This window comes from Vallitalea pronyensis, assembly GCF_018141445.1.
GTDB lineage: Bacteria > Bacillota > Clostridia > Lachnospirales > Vallitaleaceae > Vallitalea > Vallitalea pronyensis.
The window spans coordinates 508925-527301 of the sequence record NZ_CP058649.1 but is presented as its reverse complement, the minus strand read 5'-3'; the positions used below and the strand labels follow the sequence as shown (position 1 = coordinate 527301).

Below are 18377 nucleotides of genomic sequence, written 5' to 3'. Positions count from 1 at the left end.
TAACCCCTTAGAAATTTTTATGTAGTGGCTCTTTTAATCAAATTAACGGATACTTTTGCTTGACTTCCCCATGACTCATGATTATATAGGGTATCCACTGCTAACTCCCCTTTTTTGATGACATTCTGATTAATGGTCGTCAAAGGCAGCCAATTTTCTCTACTCCGACTCATGTTGTCAAATCCTATAACACCCAAGTCTGTAGGCACCTGAACGCCTAGACTTCTAAGCCCATCAATAAGTCCTAAGGCTAGACTATCCGAGGTACAAAAAGCACCATCGATGCCCATTGACTTCACTTCATAACTAATATCAAAGCCCTCTTGATAGTTGGTTGTACTGACAACAATAAGGGATTCTTCATAGCCTGCTTGCTGCACACCTTTCTTAAACCCTCTGTAGCGATAATAATCAACGGTTTCTTCCGTAATGCTGGATGTTAGAATACATAAATGTTTATAGCCTTGTTCTAATAGATGCCTTGCTGCAATAAGACCTCCATATTCATCCATGGTATTAATATAGTGAATATTCTTTAGTTTAAAGGCGGTATAATTATCAACCAAGGCTATGGGCATATTTAACTTATTTAAGCCCAAAATAAGACACTTGCTAATTTCACCTACACTGACAATGCCGTGTAAACATCTGCCTCTTGCCCATGCCACCAGTGCTTCTACTGTTTCATTTGCTTTAATAAACCGGATAATGATATCAAGCCCTCTTGCATGGGCTCCATTTTTAATGCCGCTAATGAGATAGAAATAAAAGGGACATTCCTGTAAGCTGCCATAGGTATAATGGGGTAAAAGAACCGCCATCATATTCGGCTGCTGTGTTGCAAGGGCTTTAGCAGCAAGATTTGGTTCATAATTTAGTGCTTCTGCAATTTTTAGAATTTGTTGCTTTCTTTTTTCGGAATAACTTGTAATATTTTTATTATTCAGAACGTTAGAAACGGTTGTTATGGATACGCCAACCTCATTTGCTATATCTTTCAGTGTTACTTTATTCATCCTATCATTCCCTTTAGTCAAACGTTTAACTGTAATAATTATAATACTGTACAGTTAACAAAATCAATGGTTTACTGCATTTTCATGATATTACTTAGTTTATTTTTGATTTTTTTGTGCACTTTCAATAATTGAATTTTTACCTTTATTGACATCAATTAAAAAAACTACGGTTTTCAATCTATCAACCTGTCCCTCCTTTCCTATGAAATAAGTTCTTAATAATAAGAAGAATTCCTTGAAAATTATCAACAAAAAAACGCTTGATAGGACGAACCCTATCAAACGTTATGATAGATGTGCATAAGTACACTAACATGTAACCATCATGCACCATAAAAACTAAAAAAGTTTAATTTTAAACACTTGCTGTTTGAAAAGAAATATAGTAATATCTTATTAGACAATTACCTCATATATCTTAACAGATATATAAGATGATAGAATAGAGGAGAAAGGCGGGGTGTAACGTGACGTTGAAATTTGATTTAAAAAGTATCGTACTCATCTTGTTCATTATGAGTATTTATATCTATAAGTATCCCATGATCAACCACATAACCAATCAAGGAGTTACATCGGAAGTTGATTTAAATGAGCTTCTCATGACCATCATGGGCTTATTTATTCTTCTATCAATCTTACCTGTCTTTGATAAGAATAAAGTGCTCATCAAGCGAATAAATGCCTATAACGATATTGTTTTTTCCGTCATTCTTATACTGGCAACACCATTTTTGCTCATACTTATTCGTAGTACAGGTACCCACATTAACCCACAACGATTTTTCGGTCTCATCATAGCTGTTGCCTTTATCATCATGAGTAATTATTTACCCAAGTTAAGCATGAATACCATTGCAGGTATTCGCACACCATGGTCCATGACAAGTGAAGCTGTTTGGAAGAAAACCCATCACATAAGTGGTATTATTGGTGTTATCCTCGGGGCTATACTTTTTGTCATCCATGCTTTAGTTGCTAACAAAGAACTGCTGTCAATGACCATCTATGTCATTGTTGGCTGGTTAGTATTAACTGTTGTGATATCCTATTTTGTATGTAGGCATACGTCATCAAAGTAAATATGAAACATGTAAAAAGCCGATAAGACCTCTAAAATCCTATCGGCAATACTTTATTTATATCAACTAACTTATTTCTAATAATACGTAATCTTTTACCATGTTCTTAACCAATATAACGTAAAACATTACATATTTTTCTCAGCAACTTTTGCCAGTGGACTACGTTCTACTCGCTTCAATGCCACATGTCCGGTAATGGTAAAATCTTTCATCTTCTCGACGGTATACACAAGCCCATTGGACTTGGAGTCCACATAGTTGTTATCAATTTGATTATCGCTGGGATCACCTATAAATACAAATTTAGAATGTTCACCTGCTCTTGTCAGCATTAACTTAGCAAGATGAGGTGTCATTTCCTGAGCTTCATCAACAATAATAAGTGCATTGGTAAAGGTTCTTCCACGCATGTACGTAAACGTCTTGGTCTCGATAACGCCCCTTTGACGAAACTGTTCGATAAAATCTTCTACGGTAAAAGTAGGTTTTCCGCCATGGTTTTTCCCTGACTCTTTGATGTCCGATAAGTTTTCTATGGCATCATAGAAGCTGCCCATCCATGGTTTTAATTTTTCACGTTCTGTACCAGGTAAAAAACCAATATCGTTGCCTGCGGCTACCACTGGTCTTACAAAAACAATCTTACGGTATTTATTGGTCTCGATAACATTCTGCAAGGCTGTAGCCGTTGCCAGTATGGTTTTACCGGAACCTGCACCACCTATAATGGTAACAAAATGGATCTCTGGGTTCATTAATAATTCAAAAGCCATCTTCTGCTCGCGATTGATAGGTGTTAGACCCCATGCACTATCATGTACATATTTTAAGGGCACAAGCTTCTGGCCATCGTATCTTGCTAGAATTTCATGGGTCACTTGGTCTTTGCTTTTGATGTGGAAAAACTCATTAGGGTAGATAGGTTCTGTCATCTCAGGTACTTCCAGTCCACCTTCATAGATTTGGTCAATGTCTTTTGACAAAAGATGAATCTCTGTATATCCTTTGTAAATGGTATCGATATCAATGCGGTCACTCTGGTAGTCTTCTACCTCAATACCTAGTGACCTACCTTTTATAGCCATGTACAAATCTTTTGTTACCAGTATAACACGCATATCCTTGTACACTTTCTTGAGACTAAGTACAACCGCCAGTATCCTCGAGTCATTTTTATGCACATCAAAGCCATTCGGCAGCTCATTGGTATCCATATGATTAAGTTCTACTCTTAAGACGCTTGCATTCGGCAGCGTAATACCTGTTTCAATATCACCTAGTTCCATCAATTCTTTAATCTCTTTGGCTACACGTCTAGCATGAAATCCAACTAAACCTTCTCTTTTTTTAAGATTGTCAAGTTCCTCTATACAAAGCAACGGTATTATAATATGACTATTTGGAAAGTGATGCATGAATTCTGGATCATGAATCATAACATTGGTATCAATAATATAGTTTTTAACCATATAGCGCCTCCTCTAAGAGCTTTATTTCTCTATGTCTATGAGTCACCAACACCTCCTATGATTAAATGTCACCCTATAATTAAATGTTACCCTATAATTTATTATATTCTCTACTCCTTTATAATAACCCATAATTTATATAAAATCTTGGTCATTCAGGTAAAATTATTGTAAAATTATTGCACCGTCTGCAATTAATCGAATAGCATGTTTGATCATCCCTTTTACAATAGGGTGCATATCCGGTACCTTATTAAAAATATAGTATTTCATGGCTTCTATATCATCTATTAATGGTATCACATATTCCCCTGTTCCTTTTGTTTGATACAAGCCTATGTGTGCATGAATGGTATCGCCAATAGCTACCCTTCCTCTTGCATAACCACCAATGGCTATCTCTCCAGCTATGGCACACCCACCAAAAGCCATATACCCTCCTATAGCTACGCCACCACAAGCAAACAGCCCTGCAATGGCTATGCCGCCAAAGGATATGCCACAAGATAGGCCAATGGCTCCAAGGCTTATTAAGAGTCCTAAACATAATACGCCAAGGGATAAAACGCCTACTGAACATAACCCCAAGCTAATTATACCAATGGCCACTGGACCAATAGCTATAATGCCTTTTGCTACGCCAAATGGGTTTCGATTAATGTGTACAAGGGGTATCCCAAAAAGCTTTCTTTCAGACTTGTATTCGCCTCCTCTATTCATACCACTTTTTACTTGTATTAACGGCATTCCCAAAAAGGTATTTTCAGATACATAGGCATACCTACTATGGTATACATCATCCATGTTATCCATAAACTCATCTGCTACATCTTCAGGCTCCCCTAGCAATTGATAAGGGTCCATCTCATGAAGTTCTGAAGATTTTTCTTCCAGCATGCAGTAGAGGTCATAGCGTATGCGTTTTTTTACTCTAGGCTTACATGGTATTCTTCTTAAAACCTGGTTAACATATTTTTTATACGTCTTATTCATGGCCTATTCCTCCCCTATTCTCAAAATTTTATTGGTCACATGAACAAATTCTTTCCAGCCACTTATATAACTCTGTATCTGGTTAGCTCCTGCTTCTGTAATACGATAATATTTTCTTGCGACTCTTCGTTTACCTTCTTGCTGATACGTATAACTCTCAATCAGTCCACTATCCTCTAATCGATAGAGAACCGGATATAGCGAACCTTCCTTTAAGGTATAAAAGCCATCGCTTGCTTGTTCTAGCTTTTGAATAATTTCATAACCATACATCTCTTTTCTATTAATAAGGCTTAGAATAATAATCTCTAAGGTACCTTTTTTTAATTGTTTTTTTATGCGGTCCACAGAAGTTTCACCCCTTTACTAAGTATTTAGTATTACTAAGTATATGATAACGCTAGGTATATATTTTGTCAAGTCTATCCCTAGAGAAAGTGTTGTTAACTTGTGATAATGTCACCTTAAGATTAATTTTAGAAAATGTCACCTTTGAACACACTCTAATTATGAAAACAGGAATGATTACATTGTCACAAAAACAATTGAAAACCTATAAAGTCATAAATAGCTTTATTGACAAATCCATTACAAGACAGCAAGCTGCTGAGCTTTTGAATCTTTCTACACGCCAGATCTCACGCTTAAAGAAAGGAATGATTGATACTGGTGCTGAATCTCTGATTCATAAAAATACAGGTAGAAAGCCTCCTCATGCTTTTTCAGATGAAAAGAAGGAAATGATTCTTGGAATCCACTCTTCACAAGAATTCCAATCAGTCAATTTCCTTCACTTTAAAGATATACTAGCAGAAAAGTACAAGCTCCACATCTCATACTCTTCTCTTTCTAGTATACTCAAAAATGCAGGCATTCAAAGCCCTAAACGAAAAAAAGTTTCTCCACGTACCCATAGACGCAAACGTAAAGCTCATCCCGGAGAACTTATTCAGATCGATGCTACACCTTATGAATGGTTTGGGGACAATAAAAAATATGCTTTACATGGAGCAATCGATGATGCTACCGGACAAATCGTTGGGTTATATATGACGCAAAATGAATGCCTCTATGGCTACCTTGAAATGATGCGCCAGTGTTGTTTGGCTTTTGGGGTTCCTCAAACCATCTATTCCGATAACCATACCATCTTTCGTTCACCAAAGACTGGAAAGCTTACTGTAGAAGAGCTAATAGCTGGTAAATCCGTTAATCTAACACAGTTCGGACGCTCTATGCACGAGCTTGGTATCGATATGATTTATGCCAAAACACCTCAAGCTAAGGGACGTGTGGAACGCTTGTGGGTAACTCTACAAAGCCGTTTACCCGTTGAGCTTGCAATGCGAAACATTACTACTGTTGAAGCTGCTAATGAATTTTTAAACCATGAGTATAAGGCTATCTTTAATTCTAAGTTCAAAGTAACATCTGAAGCTCATTCGCTCTTTATACCTCTTAAAGATTCTATTGATATCGATACTGTACTATGTGTTAAACATACACGTAAAACAGATAATGCAGGGGTATTTTCCTTTAAAGGCAGATGTTTTCAAATCTTGAATGAAGGATACCCTATTGTTTCAGCTAAAAAAATATCAAAGTCCTTATCAATCCTCGATATGGCATTAAAGTACAGTGTAAAAACAAGATATTTGATACTATACGCTACTTAAAACCAGCAAGAAAAGATGCCTCAAAAGCGATTAGCAAAAAAGCGATTAAAAATGTTAAACCCCACCTTATTCATAGTTCAGAGGCATGGAAAAAAATATGGTGGGCTGAAGATTTCAATCAATCACTCAAGTTTCTTTATGAAGTCTTCTTCCAAAAACAACAATCTGCAATATAAATACTTTAGGGGTGTACACAGGGTGCAGAGTCCACAAGAGTCAATAGAATCGTGGAATAAATGTGCTCCATAAAAAAGGGACATTTTGTCACGATAATAACTACTTTAAAAAGGGACATTTTCAAAAGTTATTGACAGTCTATCCCTAGAGAAAGATGATGTTACAACTTTACCCATATGTTAATTGAGAACTTTTTCATCAAAATATAAGGTAGTAAACAGGCTTTTTACAATCACCTCTCTGATCGTTGATTATACGTTGTCCATGACTTTTTAAGATAAAAAAATCAAGTCCTTAACGTATTTTTACGAAAGCACTTGATTAACTATCAGTTATTCCATCAACTCTTTGGTATATATATTTGCCCACCAACTATCCCTACTAGCATCATGGAACAAAAAATGGCTAGTATGATTGAAAGCAACCAGATAAGGGCTTGCCTATGGTAATTATCCATGTCATTTTTTTCTTGATAATACATCCAATTTTTCGGAAATAGTGGTAAACGGGTTGCATATTTTTTATTGATTTTATATCGCCCTAATGCATAAAATATCATGGCAAATAAAGGCGTTCCCAATGCCATTATGGTGATTTGAAAATCATTCATTTTTTCTTACTCATTTCTTCAACTTTATTTGAGGAATGGCATGTATAATGGCATCGATAATCTCTTCAACGCTTTGCTCCTGCCAATTAACTTTTACATCATGATACTTCTCATATAAGGGTGAGCGTTCTTCAAAAACATCCCTTAATGAATACCCTTTCTTTTTAGCAATGCCTCTGGTTGTTATATTCTGTACCCTGCGCTTAATTTCTTCATAGGGTACATGAAGATACACCATGATTCCATTTTGTTTTAAATGTGCCATGGCATCTTCTCGAAACACCACGCTGCCACCAGTAGCAATAACCGCTCCTTCATTCTGTATGCTTTTAATACTCTTTCTTTCGATATCAAGAAATTTATCCATGCCTACTTCATCAATGAGATCTTGCAACAAACGATTCTCACGATGTTGAATGATGAGATCCGAATCTATGAAATCCATACCTAAGGTTTTGGCAAGAACAACACCAATGGTACTCTTTCCTGCTCCTGGCATGCCAATTAGTACAATATTTTTCATTTATTTTCTCTCCTAGTTTATAATGATTTAAGTTTCTTCAACAAAATATTTTATTCATCTTTATACCTTTCTATTATGCTCTATATTATATTAGATAAGAATAGGTCATTCGATGCATAATTTCAAGCACTTTTATTTATTTAGTAGATTCTCTTTATGGATTTGATCATATTTTTAGATACATGTACAACCTTATAAAGCAACTGCATAAAAAAATAAATCTATTTTATATAATATTAGAAATTGATTAAATATACCAAATAGTATTTACAATACAATGTATGTTATTGTATTATTTTATGTATACATTTTTATTATAAGAATTATTTATAATTAAGTACATCATATTCCTTATTAAAATACAAATTATCTTCGAGTCGATAATAGAATTAAAATCTTTTAAAATAAGGCTTAAAAGATTCTAGAAAAATAAACGTTTAGGTAGCTTTAGCATTATTCCGAAAAAATTTTTATAAGAAAGGAGGAAATTAAATGAAATTGACAAATTTAGCCAAGATATTAATGATCCCAATACTAGCTGTAGTATTAACCTTAAACATTACCAGTACATATGCTGCCTCTACTATATCTGACAGTGAAAAAGAAAACTATTATGCACAGTATGTAAATATTGCTGCTGAAGTTTCTGAGGAAACTGGTCACAAGGTTTGGGTTCTACCAATTGATGAATTTACGGATAGCGATTGGGTAACTACAAGTAAATTTAGAGAACAGGCATTTGCATTCGCAAATTTACAAGTGAAACCAGTAGTAAACGATGGTACCATTAGTCGATCTACAGGTAGTGATACCAACCAAACAACTATTACTGTAGGTAGTATTACAGAAACTTTATATATTTATGGTTCCTTTGAAACTCAATATAATTCATCCCACGACCGTCAAATATTCTCAGGCGTAAATGTAATAAGTTCATACTTATCTAGTAGTAGTAATGGTACTTGGAAGCAAATTGACTATGACCATGATTTGTTAGATGGAGGTAGAACATACTATATTACAGTTTCTGGTACATATACAAGACTTGGGTTAGCTACTAATTTATATGCATCAACTTATTTTTATTGTAGTTCAACTGGTGGTATTTCTTAGATTTAATTTAACAACATTTTACATTAAATAGGAATATTTAGTGAAGTACCTATTCATATCATCATATTTTTTTAAGCCTTATTTTAAAAGTATTTTAAACCTATTATTAAATTACTGATACCTAATGATTTATCCATTTTTTATGAACTATATAATAATGCCATTTATATATGTTCTTTTTTTTTGAGCATTATAGTGAAATACGTACAAAAGAGTTTCTGTTGGAAAGTAGACAATAACTTATTATCTAACTACTAAAAATTCAGTCTACTCTTTGTTAATTTATACTTTCCATTATTTCCCATTTACTGGCAAAAAATACCCCTTTACCTCGAACATGTGTTCGTGTATACTTGATTTAGAGGTGTTATTTATGGAACGTACAATTTTTCATATTGATGTTAATTCGGCTTATCTCAGTTGGTCCGCAGCTTACCAGTTACAACAGAAAATATCGTGTATCGATCTTCGTACCGTACCATCCATTGTTGGTGGTGATGAGTCGAAACGTCACGGTATTGTGTTAGCCAAATCCATCCCTGCTAAAAAATTTGGTATTGTTACAGGAGAATCTCTGTTTAGCGCTAGAGGAAAATGCTCATCTCTTGTGATTGTGCCGCCTAACTACAAATTGTTTATGCAGTGTAGTGACTATATGGTAGCTATTTTTAAAGAGTTTTTTCCATTAGTGGAACGCTATAGTGTGGATGAATGTTTTCTGGATTATACCACCATGGAACATCACCACGGCTCACCTGTACAATTTGCCCATTATCTCAAAAACAGAATTGCCAAAGAGCTAGGTTTCACCGTTAATATTGGTATTTCCAGTAATAAACTTCTTGCCAAGATGGCATCCGATTTCCAAAAACCCGATAGAGTTCACACTCTCTATCCTCATGAAATACAGAAGAAAATGTGGCCTCTGCCTGTTGGGAACTTATTCATGGTTGGTCGTGCTACCAGAAGAAAACTCCATGCACTGGGTATCTATACCATTGGTCAATTGGCTTGCACCGACCCGGAGTTACTTCATGGCCATTTTAAAAGTCATGGCTACGTCATTCATGCTTTTGCTAACGGCTTAGATGATTCTACCGTGAAACCCTGTGCACCAAAGGCTAAAGGCATGGGTAATTCAACCACCATTGCTTTTGATGTAGAAGATGCCCGAACTGCTAAATTGGTCCTTCTCTCATTAACGGAAACCGTTTGTATGCGCCTACGAGATGCTCAAATGCTGGCTGGCTTAGTAAGTATCAGCATAAAATCCAATGAATTTGTTGCTCTTTCTCATCAAATGCAACTGCCAGAAGCCACTGCCATCACCCATAAGATTTACCAAGCCGCCTGTAGATTATTTGATGAAGCTTGGAACAAAGAGCCTATACGTCACCTTGGTGTTCGGGTATCTGCTCTTGTTTCCAATGAAAACACGCAACTGAGTTTATTTGATTTTGAAAAACATGAGAAACTGTCTGCACTAGATGCATCCATTGATGAAATACGCCTCAAATATGGCAAGACTTCTGTGATTAGGGCGTCCTTTTTACACAGTGGGCTTAGACCTCTTAATGGCGGTATGCCTGAAGAGAATTACCCCATTATGTCGAGTCTTTTATAAAAAAATGAATGTTGTTTTAAAGCAAGGAAGGATGATTCCATGAAAGTCATTATGGAACCCGTAGAAATGATTGGCTGGTTTGACTTAAAAGGTGTGCTGATGCCTATTAAATTCAGACTAGAAACAAAAGATCACGAACTAAAAACCGTAAAGGTAAATAAAGTCTTATACCATACAGAAGAAAAAATCGCAGGTAATCCCATTAGAACCTTTGCTTGTACCGTGGTGGTTAATGGTGTGGAAAAATCTTGTGAATTAAAATACGAACTAGGTACCTGTAAATGGGTACTGTTTAAAATATAACCGTAAGGGGTTATCCTCATGAAAACATGCTTTATTGACTAATGTTTAGTCCCTAAACAAGTATATGTTTTCCCAGGATAACCCCTTATTATAGTAGAGTATACTACTTACTCTAAAATAGTATGCTTATAATATTGTTATTGAGATATGTACTTACGCATCTTTAGGAGGCTCTGTAAAGCAGTGATAACAAACAGGCACGTATTTTTCAAGTCCGCCAATATCAATGGATTCCCCTTCGTAAACTGGGTTCCCATCTACCAGCTTTAGATTATGGGTTGCTTTGTGATTACAGTACCAGCAAACCGTTTTAATCTCTTCTAATTTGTCCGCAAGTTCAAATAAGCGTTTAGACGCATCAAATAACTGCAAGGTATAGCTGACACGAAGGCCATAACAGATAACAGGTGTATGATACACATTAACGATTTTTCGAAGCTGATCAATATGCTTGGGTAACAGCATGTGACACTCATCCACTAGAATACAGTCAATCTTTTCCTTGTGTTTAAGATATGCTTCGTACAGGTCAAAGATATCTGTATCATCATTAATTAACTCTGCAGGCATTTTAAACCCAGCTCGGGTGGCAACATGTCCATCACTACGGGTATCAATCTCAGGAATTAACAAGATGACTTCTTTTCCCTGGGTTTGATAATTATGTGCTGTGGCAATTAGATTTAATGATTTTGCCGAAAAAACCGTACCGTACTTAAAAAATAACTTAGCCATATGTATTCTCCTAACCATTCATTCAATGATGTAATAGACGGGAGCCTATTTGATAAAAGCATCAACCGCTCCTGTCTCATATAAGTCATACTTCTATTATTACATACAATAATTTGTAACTCAATCAAATTATGTTAGTTCATGGGACCTGTTGATTATGTGCAATATAGGTCTTTAGTACTAATTTATATTTTTTTTCATTTTTGTGTAACCTTTTTGGGTGTTTTACATCTTATATAATAGAGGGAGTATTTCTAATACATACTCATTAAATTTTTATATACATTAGAGCAATTGCCCTTGCTCTTGGTACCGCTTAGGTACACTTTATTTGAAGCAATACATATATTGCTATTCCAAAATAGAACCATGAGGTTGCCCTGCCTCATGGTTCTATTTGTAGATTAATAAGAAAAGGCTTTGGGAGAATGCATCATGAACTCATTCTCCAACAGCCTTTATTTTAATAATACGTATTTACTTATAATCAACCCATGCTGACCCATTATCCGCAGAACGTACACAATTCTCAATAAAACGTACACCTTCTAAGCCCGCATGAATATCTGGGAACCATGTGTTCTCTACGGTTTCTTTGTCGCCCCCAATCATGGCATCAATAGCAATCGCGTAACGTTGGTAGAGATTAGCCCAGGATTCAAATAAGCCTTCTGCGTGGCCACAGCCAATCCGGTCACATGTTACAGCCATATCGTCATGGTATAAATAGCCATGACCACGATCCAGTAGCTGCTTTGGTTTTCCTTGCACTTCATACACCAATTGATTGGGATGTTCATCCCACCACTCAATGGAGGCCTTAGAACCGACAACCCGAATTCTTTGTTCATGAATAGCTCCTGCATTCACAGCTGATACCCATAGATTGCCTACTGCTCCATTGTTAAAATTCATGAGGACAACAGCATTATCTTCCAAAGGTGCTCGTGAAGCAATAAAGCTCTGTCTTGAACACATTAATTGTTCTATTTTAAGTTCTGGCATCATCACTTCTGCGAGATACAGGGCATGTGTGCCGATATCTCCTAATACATATGTTGGACCTGACTGTTCAGGTGTCACACGCCATTTTAATCCTGGATCATTCTTCTCAACTTCCTCAGAATGCCAGCCGTGAGCAAAAGACATGTTAATGATACGAATATCACCTAAGTCGCCGTTCTCAATCATTTTTCTTGCTTGGTGAATCATCTGATAGCCTGTATAACCATACGTCACACCAATAATAAGCTTGTTTTTTTCAGCAATGGTTTTTAATGTTTCTGCTTCAGCAACTGTAAAGCAAAGGGGTTTTTCACAGATCACATGAAGTCCTGCTTCTAGTGCAGCTTTTGCCATCTCATAATGGAACTTGTTAGGTGTAGCTATGGATACAACTTGTATACCATCATGTCGCTTAGCTTCTTCTTCCAGCATCATTTTGTAATCTGGATAACATCTCGCCTTGTCCAGACCAATATGGGTTCCAAAATCTTCACATCGCTCTGGGTCAATGTCAAAAGCACCTGCAACCAATGTAAATAAACCATCTCTTAAAGCCGCTGACCGATGGATATAGCCAATCTGACTGCCTCTACCGCCGCCAATCATGCCCCAACGTAATGGTTTTTCTAATCTTAATTCTTCATTAAACACGATAATCTCCTCCTATATGTCCATTCTATAAACCATAACCACGCGCATTCAGATAAGCGATACTTTTCTTAGCATCCTCTAAACTGCCATCCGCTAGTAAAGGGTCTCTTTCCTGCTCAATGGTAATCCATCCACGATATTCAATAGCGATTAATGCTTCTCTTACCTTTTCATAATCAACAATGCCTGAGCCAATAGGGCACATGACACCTTGTTCACACCCTTTAAAAAAACCTGTATGGCTCTTTAGCACTTGTGTATATACTTCTTGGTTAATATCTTTAAAATGGACATAATCCAAGCGATGTGCATATTTCTTTAACCATGCATCAGGTTGCATGTTTGAATAATAAAGATGTCCTGTATCCAAGCATAAACCTGCTTCATCTGCTGATATATCTTTCATCATACGATCAATTTCATCGGCAAATTCAATATAGCCTCCTGCATGAGGATGGATAACAACCCGTACACCATATTCTTTAGCTACAACACTAATCCCTTTAATATGTTCCACTAACTGATTCCAATGTACATCATTAAGGCGCTCAGCTTCCTCTGGATGTCCTGCAACGGTATCACGGCGTTTATTAACTGCATCAATGACCACCAAATAGGGGGTTTTATAACGTTGGCCTGCCACCTGTTCCGCTTTAGGTAATTGGGAAAGGAGCTTACAGGTAATACGGTTTTTTTCCATGACCTTTTCTACATTTATTTCAGAAACCAAATCATCATATAAGGTGCCTGCTACAATGGTCAGCTTCCGCTTCTCCAGTGCCTCTTGTAAAGCATTGATCTCTTGGGGTAAATAACCATAAGGACCAAGTTCAATGCCCTTATAGCCAGCCAAAGCTGCATCGTCTAAAACTTTTTCATAGGGTGGGTTATGGGGATGATGGGCATCTTCAACACCCCATGCGCCTGGCGCGCCTGCTATCTTCCAATTCATAACCTATCCTTCCTTCCCCAAATAATTATACTGCATATTTTCAACAATAACCGCTGAGCCTAGACCACCACCGATACATAATGCAGCCACACCGTATCTTAGATTCCTTCTTTTTAAGGCATGTAGTAATGTCACAAGAATACGTGCACCTGATGCGCCTATGGGATGTCCTATTGCAATGGCTCCTCCATTCACATTGACTTTATCTAAATCAATGCCTAACTCTCTTATAACAGCAATGGATTGGGAAGCAAATGCTTCGTTAATTTCAAAAAGATCAATATCCTCTATGGACAAGTCGGTTTTCTTAAGTGCCCGATTGATAGCGCCGATAGGTCCAAGTCCCATCATCTTAGGGTCTAATCCAAAATCACCATATCCGATGACTTTAGCAAGGGGTTCTAATTGGTTTTCCCTGGCGTACTGCCATGTGGACAGCAAGAGTGCTGCTGCGCCATCATTGATACCCGATGCATTACCAGCTGTCACTGTACCATCTTTTAAAAAGGCTGGTCGCAGTTTTTCCAATTTACTGATATCCGAACCATGTCGTAAGTATTCATCTTGGTCAAAAACGGTGACAGCACCTTTTCGTCCCTTGATCTCTACAGGTACAATCTCTTCGTTAAAATACCCAGCCTTTTGGGCTTTTTCTGCTTTGTTCTGGGAATATACAGCGAAGGTATCTTGCTCTTCTCTGGTAATCTGATAGGCTTTCGCTACATTTTCAGCTGTAACGCCCATGTGATAATCATTCATGGCGTCCCATAGTCCATCCCGAATCATGGCATCAATCATCGGTTGATGTCCCATACGGTACCCGAACCTTGCACCTTCAAGCAGATATTTACCTTGACTCATGTTTTCTGTACCACCGACAAGGACAACCTGATTGTCACCTGCCTTGATGGTTTGTGTCCCCAGACTGACCGTTCGAAGTCCTGACCCACATACTTTGTTGATGGTCATGGCTGGTATAGCTTCAGGTATACCTGCTTTTAAGCTGCATTGTCTTGCTACATTCTGTCCCAGCCCGCCTTGTAAAACACAGCCGAATAAGACTTCATCGATATCTTTTGAAGGAATACCTGCACGCCGAATGCTTTCTTCCATGACAATCTTTCCTAAATCCGAGGGGTGCATGTCTTTTAATGCGCCGCCATAATTCCCAACAGCTGTACGCACAGCTGAAAGTATTACAATCGATTCCATTTAGCTCTCCTTCCAGATTTTCACATCATCATCTATGATCAACTTAGCTTCTGTTAGCGCTTTTACGTCCTCTATGGTTGTGCTTTCATGTACTTCTAATAACTTCAGACCATCCTTGGTTACTTTCATAACTGCTAATTCTGTAACAATGGTATCTACTTTACCTGCTGCCGTTAGAGGCAATGTACACTTTTCTAGAATCTTTGCTTTTCCTTTATTGGTGTGTAATGTGGATATAATGACTCTTTTTGCACCCGTTACCAAATCCATAGCACCACCCATACCTGGCACCATTTTCCCAGGTATAATCCAATTGGCAAGATTACCGTATCCATCCACTTGCAATGCCCCTAGAACACAGACATCAATATGACCTCCTCGAATCATGCCAAAAGACATGGCACTGTCAAAAAAAGCCCCATGAGATAAAACACTGGCATACTGGGCACCTGCATCGACAATATCGAAGGTTTCGTAACCTTCTTTTGGTGATTTACCCATACAGATCATGCCGTTTTCCGATTGGAAAAACACCTGGGTACCTTCTGGTATATAATTGGCTACTTTGGTTGGTAACCCGATGCCTAGATTAACCACATGGCGGTCATGAAATTCTCTGGCAATACGTTTTGCAATACGTTCTTTCAATACGCTTGTGTTAGTAGACATTATCTCCACCTCCACGAATAATATAATCCACAAAAATACTGGGTGTTGCAATGCTTTCTTTATTCAGTGCTCCGGCTGGTACCAATTTTTCTGTCTCAACAATAACCGTTTCACCAGCTGTAGCCATCATTTGATTAAAATTGTTGCTTGTTCCTCTGTAAATGATATTTCCATAGCAATCGGATAAGCTGCCACGAATGAGGCTCACATCTGCCTTCAAGGGCTTTTCTAATAAAAATTCCTGCCCATCTACTTCAATAATAGGTTTTCCTTCTGCAACGATGGTACCAAGTCCTGTTGGTGTTAAAACGCCTCCAAGACCAAATCCGCCTGCACGAATTCTTTCCACTAATGTACCTTGTGGTACTAATTCAACATCTAATGTACCTGCATTCATTTGTTTTCCTGTCTCTGGGTTCAGACCAATATGGGAAGCATATAATTTCTTAATTCTATTGGCTACAATTAAACGACCAACGCCCCGGTCAGTGGTTGCCGTATCTGTGCATATGAGAGTGATGTCTTTTATACCCATATCAAGTACCATATCAATGAGCAATTCAGGTGTTCCACATCCCATAAAACCACCAACCATTAAGGTCATACCATCAAAAAAACAATGTTTTATTTTCTCCTGATTAACCACTTTTCTCATAATAGACGTCATAAGCTGAGCTTATGAAAAACACCACCTTCTGTTTATATTCTTCATGACCAGCCAAGAAGATTGTATTTATCACGAATGACTTTCTTCATTTCTTCCATTGGTTTTTGTACCAATTCTATACGATCAAATACATTGGGGTTTTGTATTGTAAATTCTCTTAAAGTATGACCAAAAGCCATACGAACGGCTGTACCCACATTCATTTTGCCAATACCATACTGCCGCATCTTAATAATCTGTTCATCGGGTATGCCTGTGGTGCCGTGAATAACTAAGGGTACATCGCTGACGTCATAGATATTTTTTAACCTTACAAAATCAATGACCGCCTTTTGCTCTTGCATTTTGTGAACATTACCCACTGCCACAGCAATACCGTCCACTTCTACACCCTCAATCATTTTTTCCATGTCTTCGACTTCTGTCAAGCGTTCTTCCACTTTTAGGTGAGGCTCATTATAAGAGACACAACCTACTTCCACTTCAAGGGATACGTCACAAGCCCTACAGATATCCGCTATTACTTTTGAATGTTGAATATTCTCTTCTATGGGTAATGCGGACCCATCGTACATCACCGATGTATAACCAGCTTGTATGGCTTTTACCACTTCTTCTTTTGATTTCCCATGATCTAGGTGTATACACACCTGAGTGGTGGATTCTTGGGCCATTATCTTGTACAATGCGCCATAATATTTTAAATCCATAAAACCAGCTGCATCTCTGTTGGTCATAAGAAGAGCAGGTGCTCCAAGCTCTTCAGCCACCTCTATCACAATCTTAGCATCTTCATAGCCAAATACATTGAAACCAGGGACAATCTGCTGATTAGATGCTGCATCACGCAACATATTTTTCATATTGACTAACATCTAATCCCTCCCGCCTCTATAACTAGCAATAAAATCATGTATCTCTTTTTCTGTGGGCATGGCTTCGGAACAACTATTTTTCTGTACAACGATAGCCGCTGCACCTGCTCCATAACGCATGGCCTCTACGATATCTTTTCCTTTGATTAATGAACTGATAACGCCTCCAGCAAATGAGTCACCAGCACCTTGGGTCTTCAAGGCTTCTACTGGAAATACTTCACCTACAAAAGATTCACCAGACTTCAAATAGGCTGTAGAACCTTCACGGCCACGTTTAACAATGATTAACTGTGGCTGCTCTGCAAGCCAATAATCAGCTGTCACTTGGTCATCCTGATTATCTGGTATATCCACACCTTCAATCACATCAAACTCTTCACGTGTACCGATAATCACATCGCACATACTGGCTGCCATGGAGCAGTACAGTGATGTTTCCTTCATGGAATGCCATGTGTAAGGCCGGTAATCCACGTCAAATACGGTAATGGTTTTGTGTTTTTTAGCAAGCTTTATGGCTAAAAATACCGCCTCACGTGAAGGACTTGCTGCCAGTGCTGTTCCAGATATGACCAATGCTTTTGTTTCTTTAATATAATCTTCACGGATATCATCCATGGTCAATTGTAAATCAACAGCCCCTGACCGATACATAATAATATCACTATCATTGGGACTTTTTATCTCAACAAATGCAAGACCTGTTTTGTGATGATGGGAATCAACAACAAGACCACCTGTATCGATGCCTTTTGCTTTAAAATATTGAACAATATATCGTCCAAATGCATCGTCTGCAATTCTTCCGATAAAACCTGTTTTAATACCATAGCGGGAGGTTGCCACAGCAATATTTGCAGGGGACCCTCCTACTGTTTTTGTGAAAGTCAGCGTGTCTTCCAATGGTCGGTTATATTCATTTGGGTTAAGATCAATCCCTATCCGACCAATAGCAACAACATCCATCTCCCGGTTTTCTTGAAATATGATTTCTTTCATCACACATAGCTCCTTTT

General features: G+C 37.6%; 18 protein-coding genes and 1 pseudogene. 5 read left to right on the top strand and 14 right to left on the bottom strand.

Annotated features, from left to right (window positions below):
* Window positions 1-17: 17 nt before the first annotated feature.
* On the bottom strand, window positions 18-1016 hold the full coding sequence (locus HZI73_RS02225) for a LacI family DNA-binding transcriptional regulator (protein WP_212696635.1): 999 nt from the start codon (window positions 1014-1016) through the stop codon (window positions 18-20).
* A gap of 470 nt (window positions 1017-1486) precedes the next feature.
* Here HZI73_RS02225 and HZI73_RS02220 point away from each other — a divergent pair, with 470 nt between their 5' ends.
* The gene (locus HZI73_RS02220) at window positions 1487-2101 is read left to right on the top strand and encodes an SdpI family protein (RefSeq protein WP_212696634.1); all 615 of its coding nucleotides are present in this window, start codon (window positions 1487-1489) and stop codon (window positions 2099-2101) included.
* Window positions 2102-2229: 128 nt separating this feature from the next.
* Here the strand turns inward: HZI73_RS02220 and HZI73_RS02215 are convergent, their stop codons facing one another.
* The 3 genes from HZI73_RS02215 to HZI73_RS02205 all read right to left on the bottom strand — a co-directional run bounded on the left by HZI73_RS02215 (window position 2230) and on the right by HZI73_RS02205 (window position 4914).
* A complete protein-coding gene (locus HZI73_RS02215; RefSeq protein WP_212696633.1) occupies window positions 2230-3573 on the bottom strand; it encodes a PhoH family protein in 1344 nt (447 codons plus the stop codon).
* 165 nt (window positions 3574-3738) lie between these two features.
* Window positions 3739-4566, bottom strand: coding sequence for a hypothetical protein (locus HZI73_RS02210; protein WP_212696632.1), 828 nt, complete (start codon window positions 4564-4566; stop codon window positions 3739-3741).
* Window positions 4567-4569: 3 nt separating this feature from the next.
* Window positions 4570-4914 (bottom strand): PadR family transcriptional regulator, encoded by a 345-nt coding sequence (locus HZI73_RS02205; protein ID WP_212696631.1) that lies wholly within the window; start codon window positions 4912-4914, stop codon window positions 4570-4572.
* A 161-nt stretch (window positions 4915-5075) separates the two neighbouring features.
* Here HZI73_RS02205 and HZI73_RS02200 point away from each other — a divergent pair.
* A pseudogene (locus HZI73_RS02200) lies at window positions 5076-6418 on the top strand (ISNCY family transposase).
* A 341-nt stretch (window positions 6419-6759) separates the two neighbouring features.
* Here the strand turns inward: HZI73_RS02200 and HZI73_RS02195 are convergent.
* Complete coding sequence (locus HZI73_RS02195) at window positions 6760-7029, bottom strand: hypothetical protein (protein WP_212696630.1); 270 nt, start codon at window positions 7027-7029, stop codon at window positions 6760-6762.
* A 10-nt stretch (window positions 7030-7039) separates the two neighbouring features.
* Window positions 7040-7552 carry a shikimate kinase gene (locus HZI73_RS02190; protein WP_212696629.1) on the bottom strand — a complete coding sequence of 171 codons (513 nt, stop codon included), beginning with the start codon at window positions 7550-7552 and terminating at the stop codon, window positions 7040-7042.
* A gap of 492 nt (window positions 7553-8044) precedes the next feature.
* On the opposite strand from HZI73_RS02190, the gene HZI73_RS02185 reads away from it, so the two are divergent.
* From HZI73_RS02185 to HZI73_RS02175, 3 genes are all read left to right on the top strand, one after another.
* Window positions 8045-8665, top strand: coding sequence for a hypothetical protein (locus HZI73_RS02185; protein ID WP_212696628.1), 621 nt, complete (start codon window positions 8045-8047; stop codon window positions 8663-8665).
* A 373-nt stretch (window positions 8666-9038) separates the two neighbouring features.
* Window positions 9039-10289 (top strand): Y-family DNA polymerase, encoded by a 1251-nt coding sequence (locus HZI73_RS02180; protein WP_212696627.1) that lies wholly within the window; start codon window positions 9039-9041, stop codon window positions 10287-10289.
* A gap of 39 nt (window positions 10290-10328) precedes the next feature.
* On the top strand, window positions 10329-10592 hold the full coding sequence (locus HZI73_RS02175) for a hypothetical protein (RefSeq protein ID WP_212696626.1): 264 nt from the start codon (window positions 10329-10331) through the stop codon (window positions 10590-10592).
* Between the two features lie 153 nt (window positions 10593-10745).
* Here HZI73_RS02175 and HZI73_RS02170 read toward each other — a convergent pair whose 3' ends face one another.
* From HZI73_RS02170 to iolC, 8 genes are all read right to left on the bottom strand, one after another.
* Window positions 10746-11327, bottom strand: a complete 582-nt coding sequence (locus HZI73_RS02170; protein WP_212696625.1) for a thymidine kinase — start codon at window positions 11325-11327, stop codon at window positions 10746-10748.
* 477 nt (window positions 11328-11804) lie between these two features.
* A complete protein-coding gene (locus tag HZI73_RS02165) occupies window positions 11805-12983 on the bottom strand; it encodes a Gfo/Idh/MocA family protein (RefSeq protein WP_246552324.1) in 1179 nt (392 codons plus the stop codon).
* Between the two features lie 25 nt (window positions 12984-13008).
* Window positions 13009-13935, bottom strand: a complete 927-nt coding sequence (locus tag HZI73_RS02160) for a TIM barrel protein (RefSeq protein ID WP_212696624.1) — start codon at window positions 13933-13935, stop codon at window positions 13009-13011.
* Between the two features lie 3 nt (window positions 13936-13938).
* Entirely contained in the window at window positions 13939-15147 is a 1209-nt protein-coding gene (locus HZI73_RS02155; RefSeq protein ID WP_212696623.1) for an acetyl-CoA C-acetyltransferase, read from the bottom strand.
* Window positions 15148-15816 carry a 3-oxoacid CoA-transferase subunit B gene (locus tag HZI73_RS02150; protein WP_212696622.1) on the bottom strand — a complete coding sequence of 223 codons (669 nt, stop codon included), beginning with the start codon at window positions 15814-15816 and terminating at the stop codon, window positions 15148-15150.
* Window positions 15806-16471 (bottom strand): CoA transferase subunit A, encoded by a 666-nt coding sequence (locus HZI73_RS02145; protein ID WP_281418848.1) that lies wholly within the window; start codon window positions 16469-16471, stop codon window positions 15806-15808. The genes HZI73_RS02150 and HZI73_RS02145 overlap by 11 nt, the downstream gene beginning before the upstream one ends.
* Before the next feature lie 53 nt (window positions 16472-16524).
* Window positions 16525-17358: a class II fructose-bisphosphate aldolase gene (locus HZI73_RS02140; protein WP_212696621.1), complete on the bottom strand. Its 834-nt coding sequence runs from the start codon at window positions 17356-17358 to the stop codon at window positions 16525-16527.
* Window positions 17359-18360, bottom strand: coding sequence for a 5-dehydro-2-deoxygluconokinase (gene iolC / locus HZI73_RS02135; protein ID WP_212696620.1), 1002 nt, complete (start codon window positions 18358-18360; stop codon window positions 17359-17361).
* Between the last annotated feature and the right edge of the window lie 17 nt (window positions 18361-18377).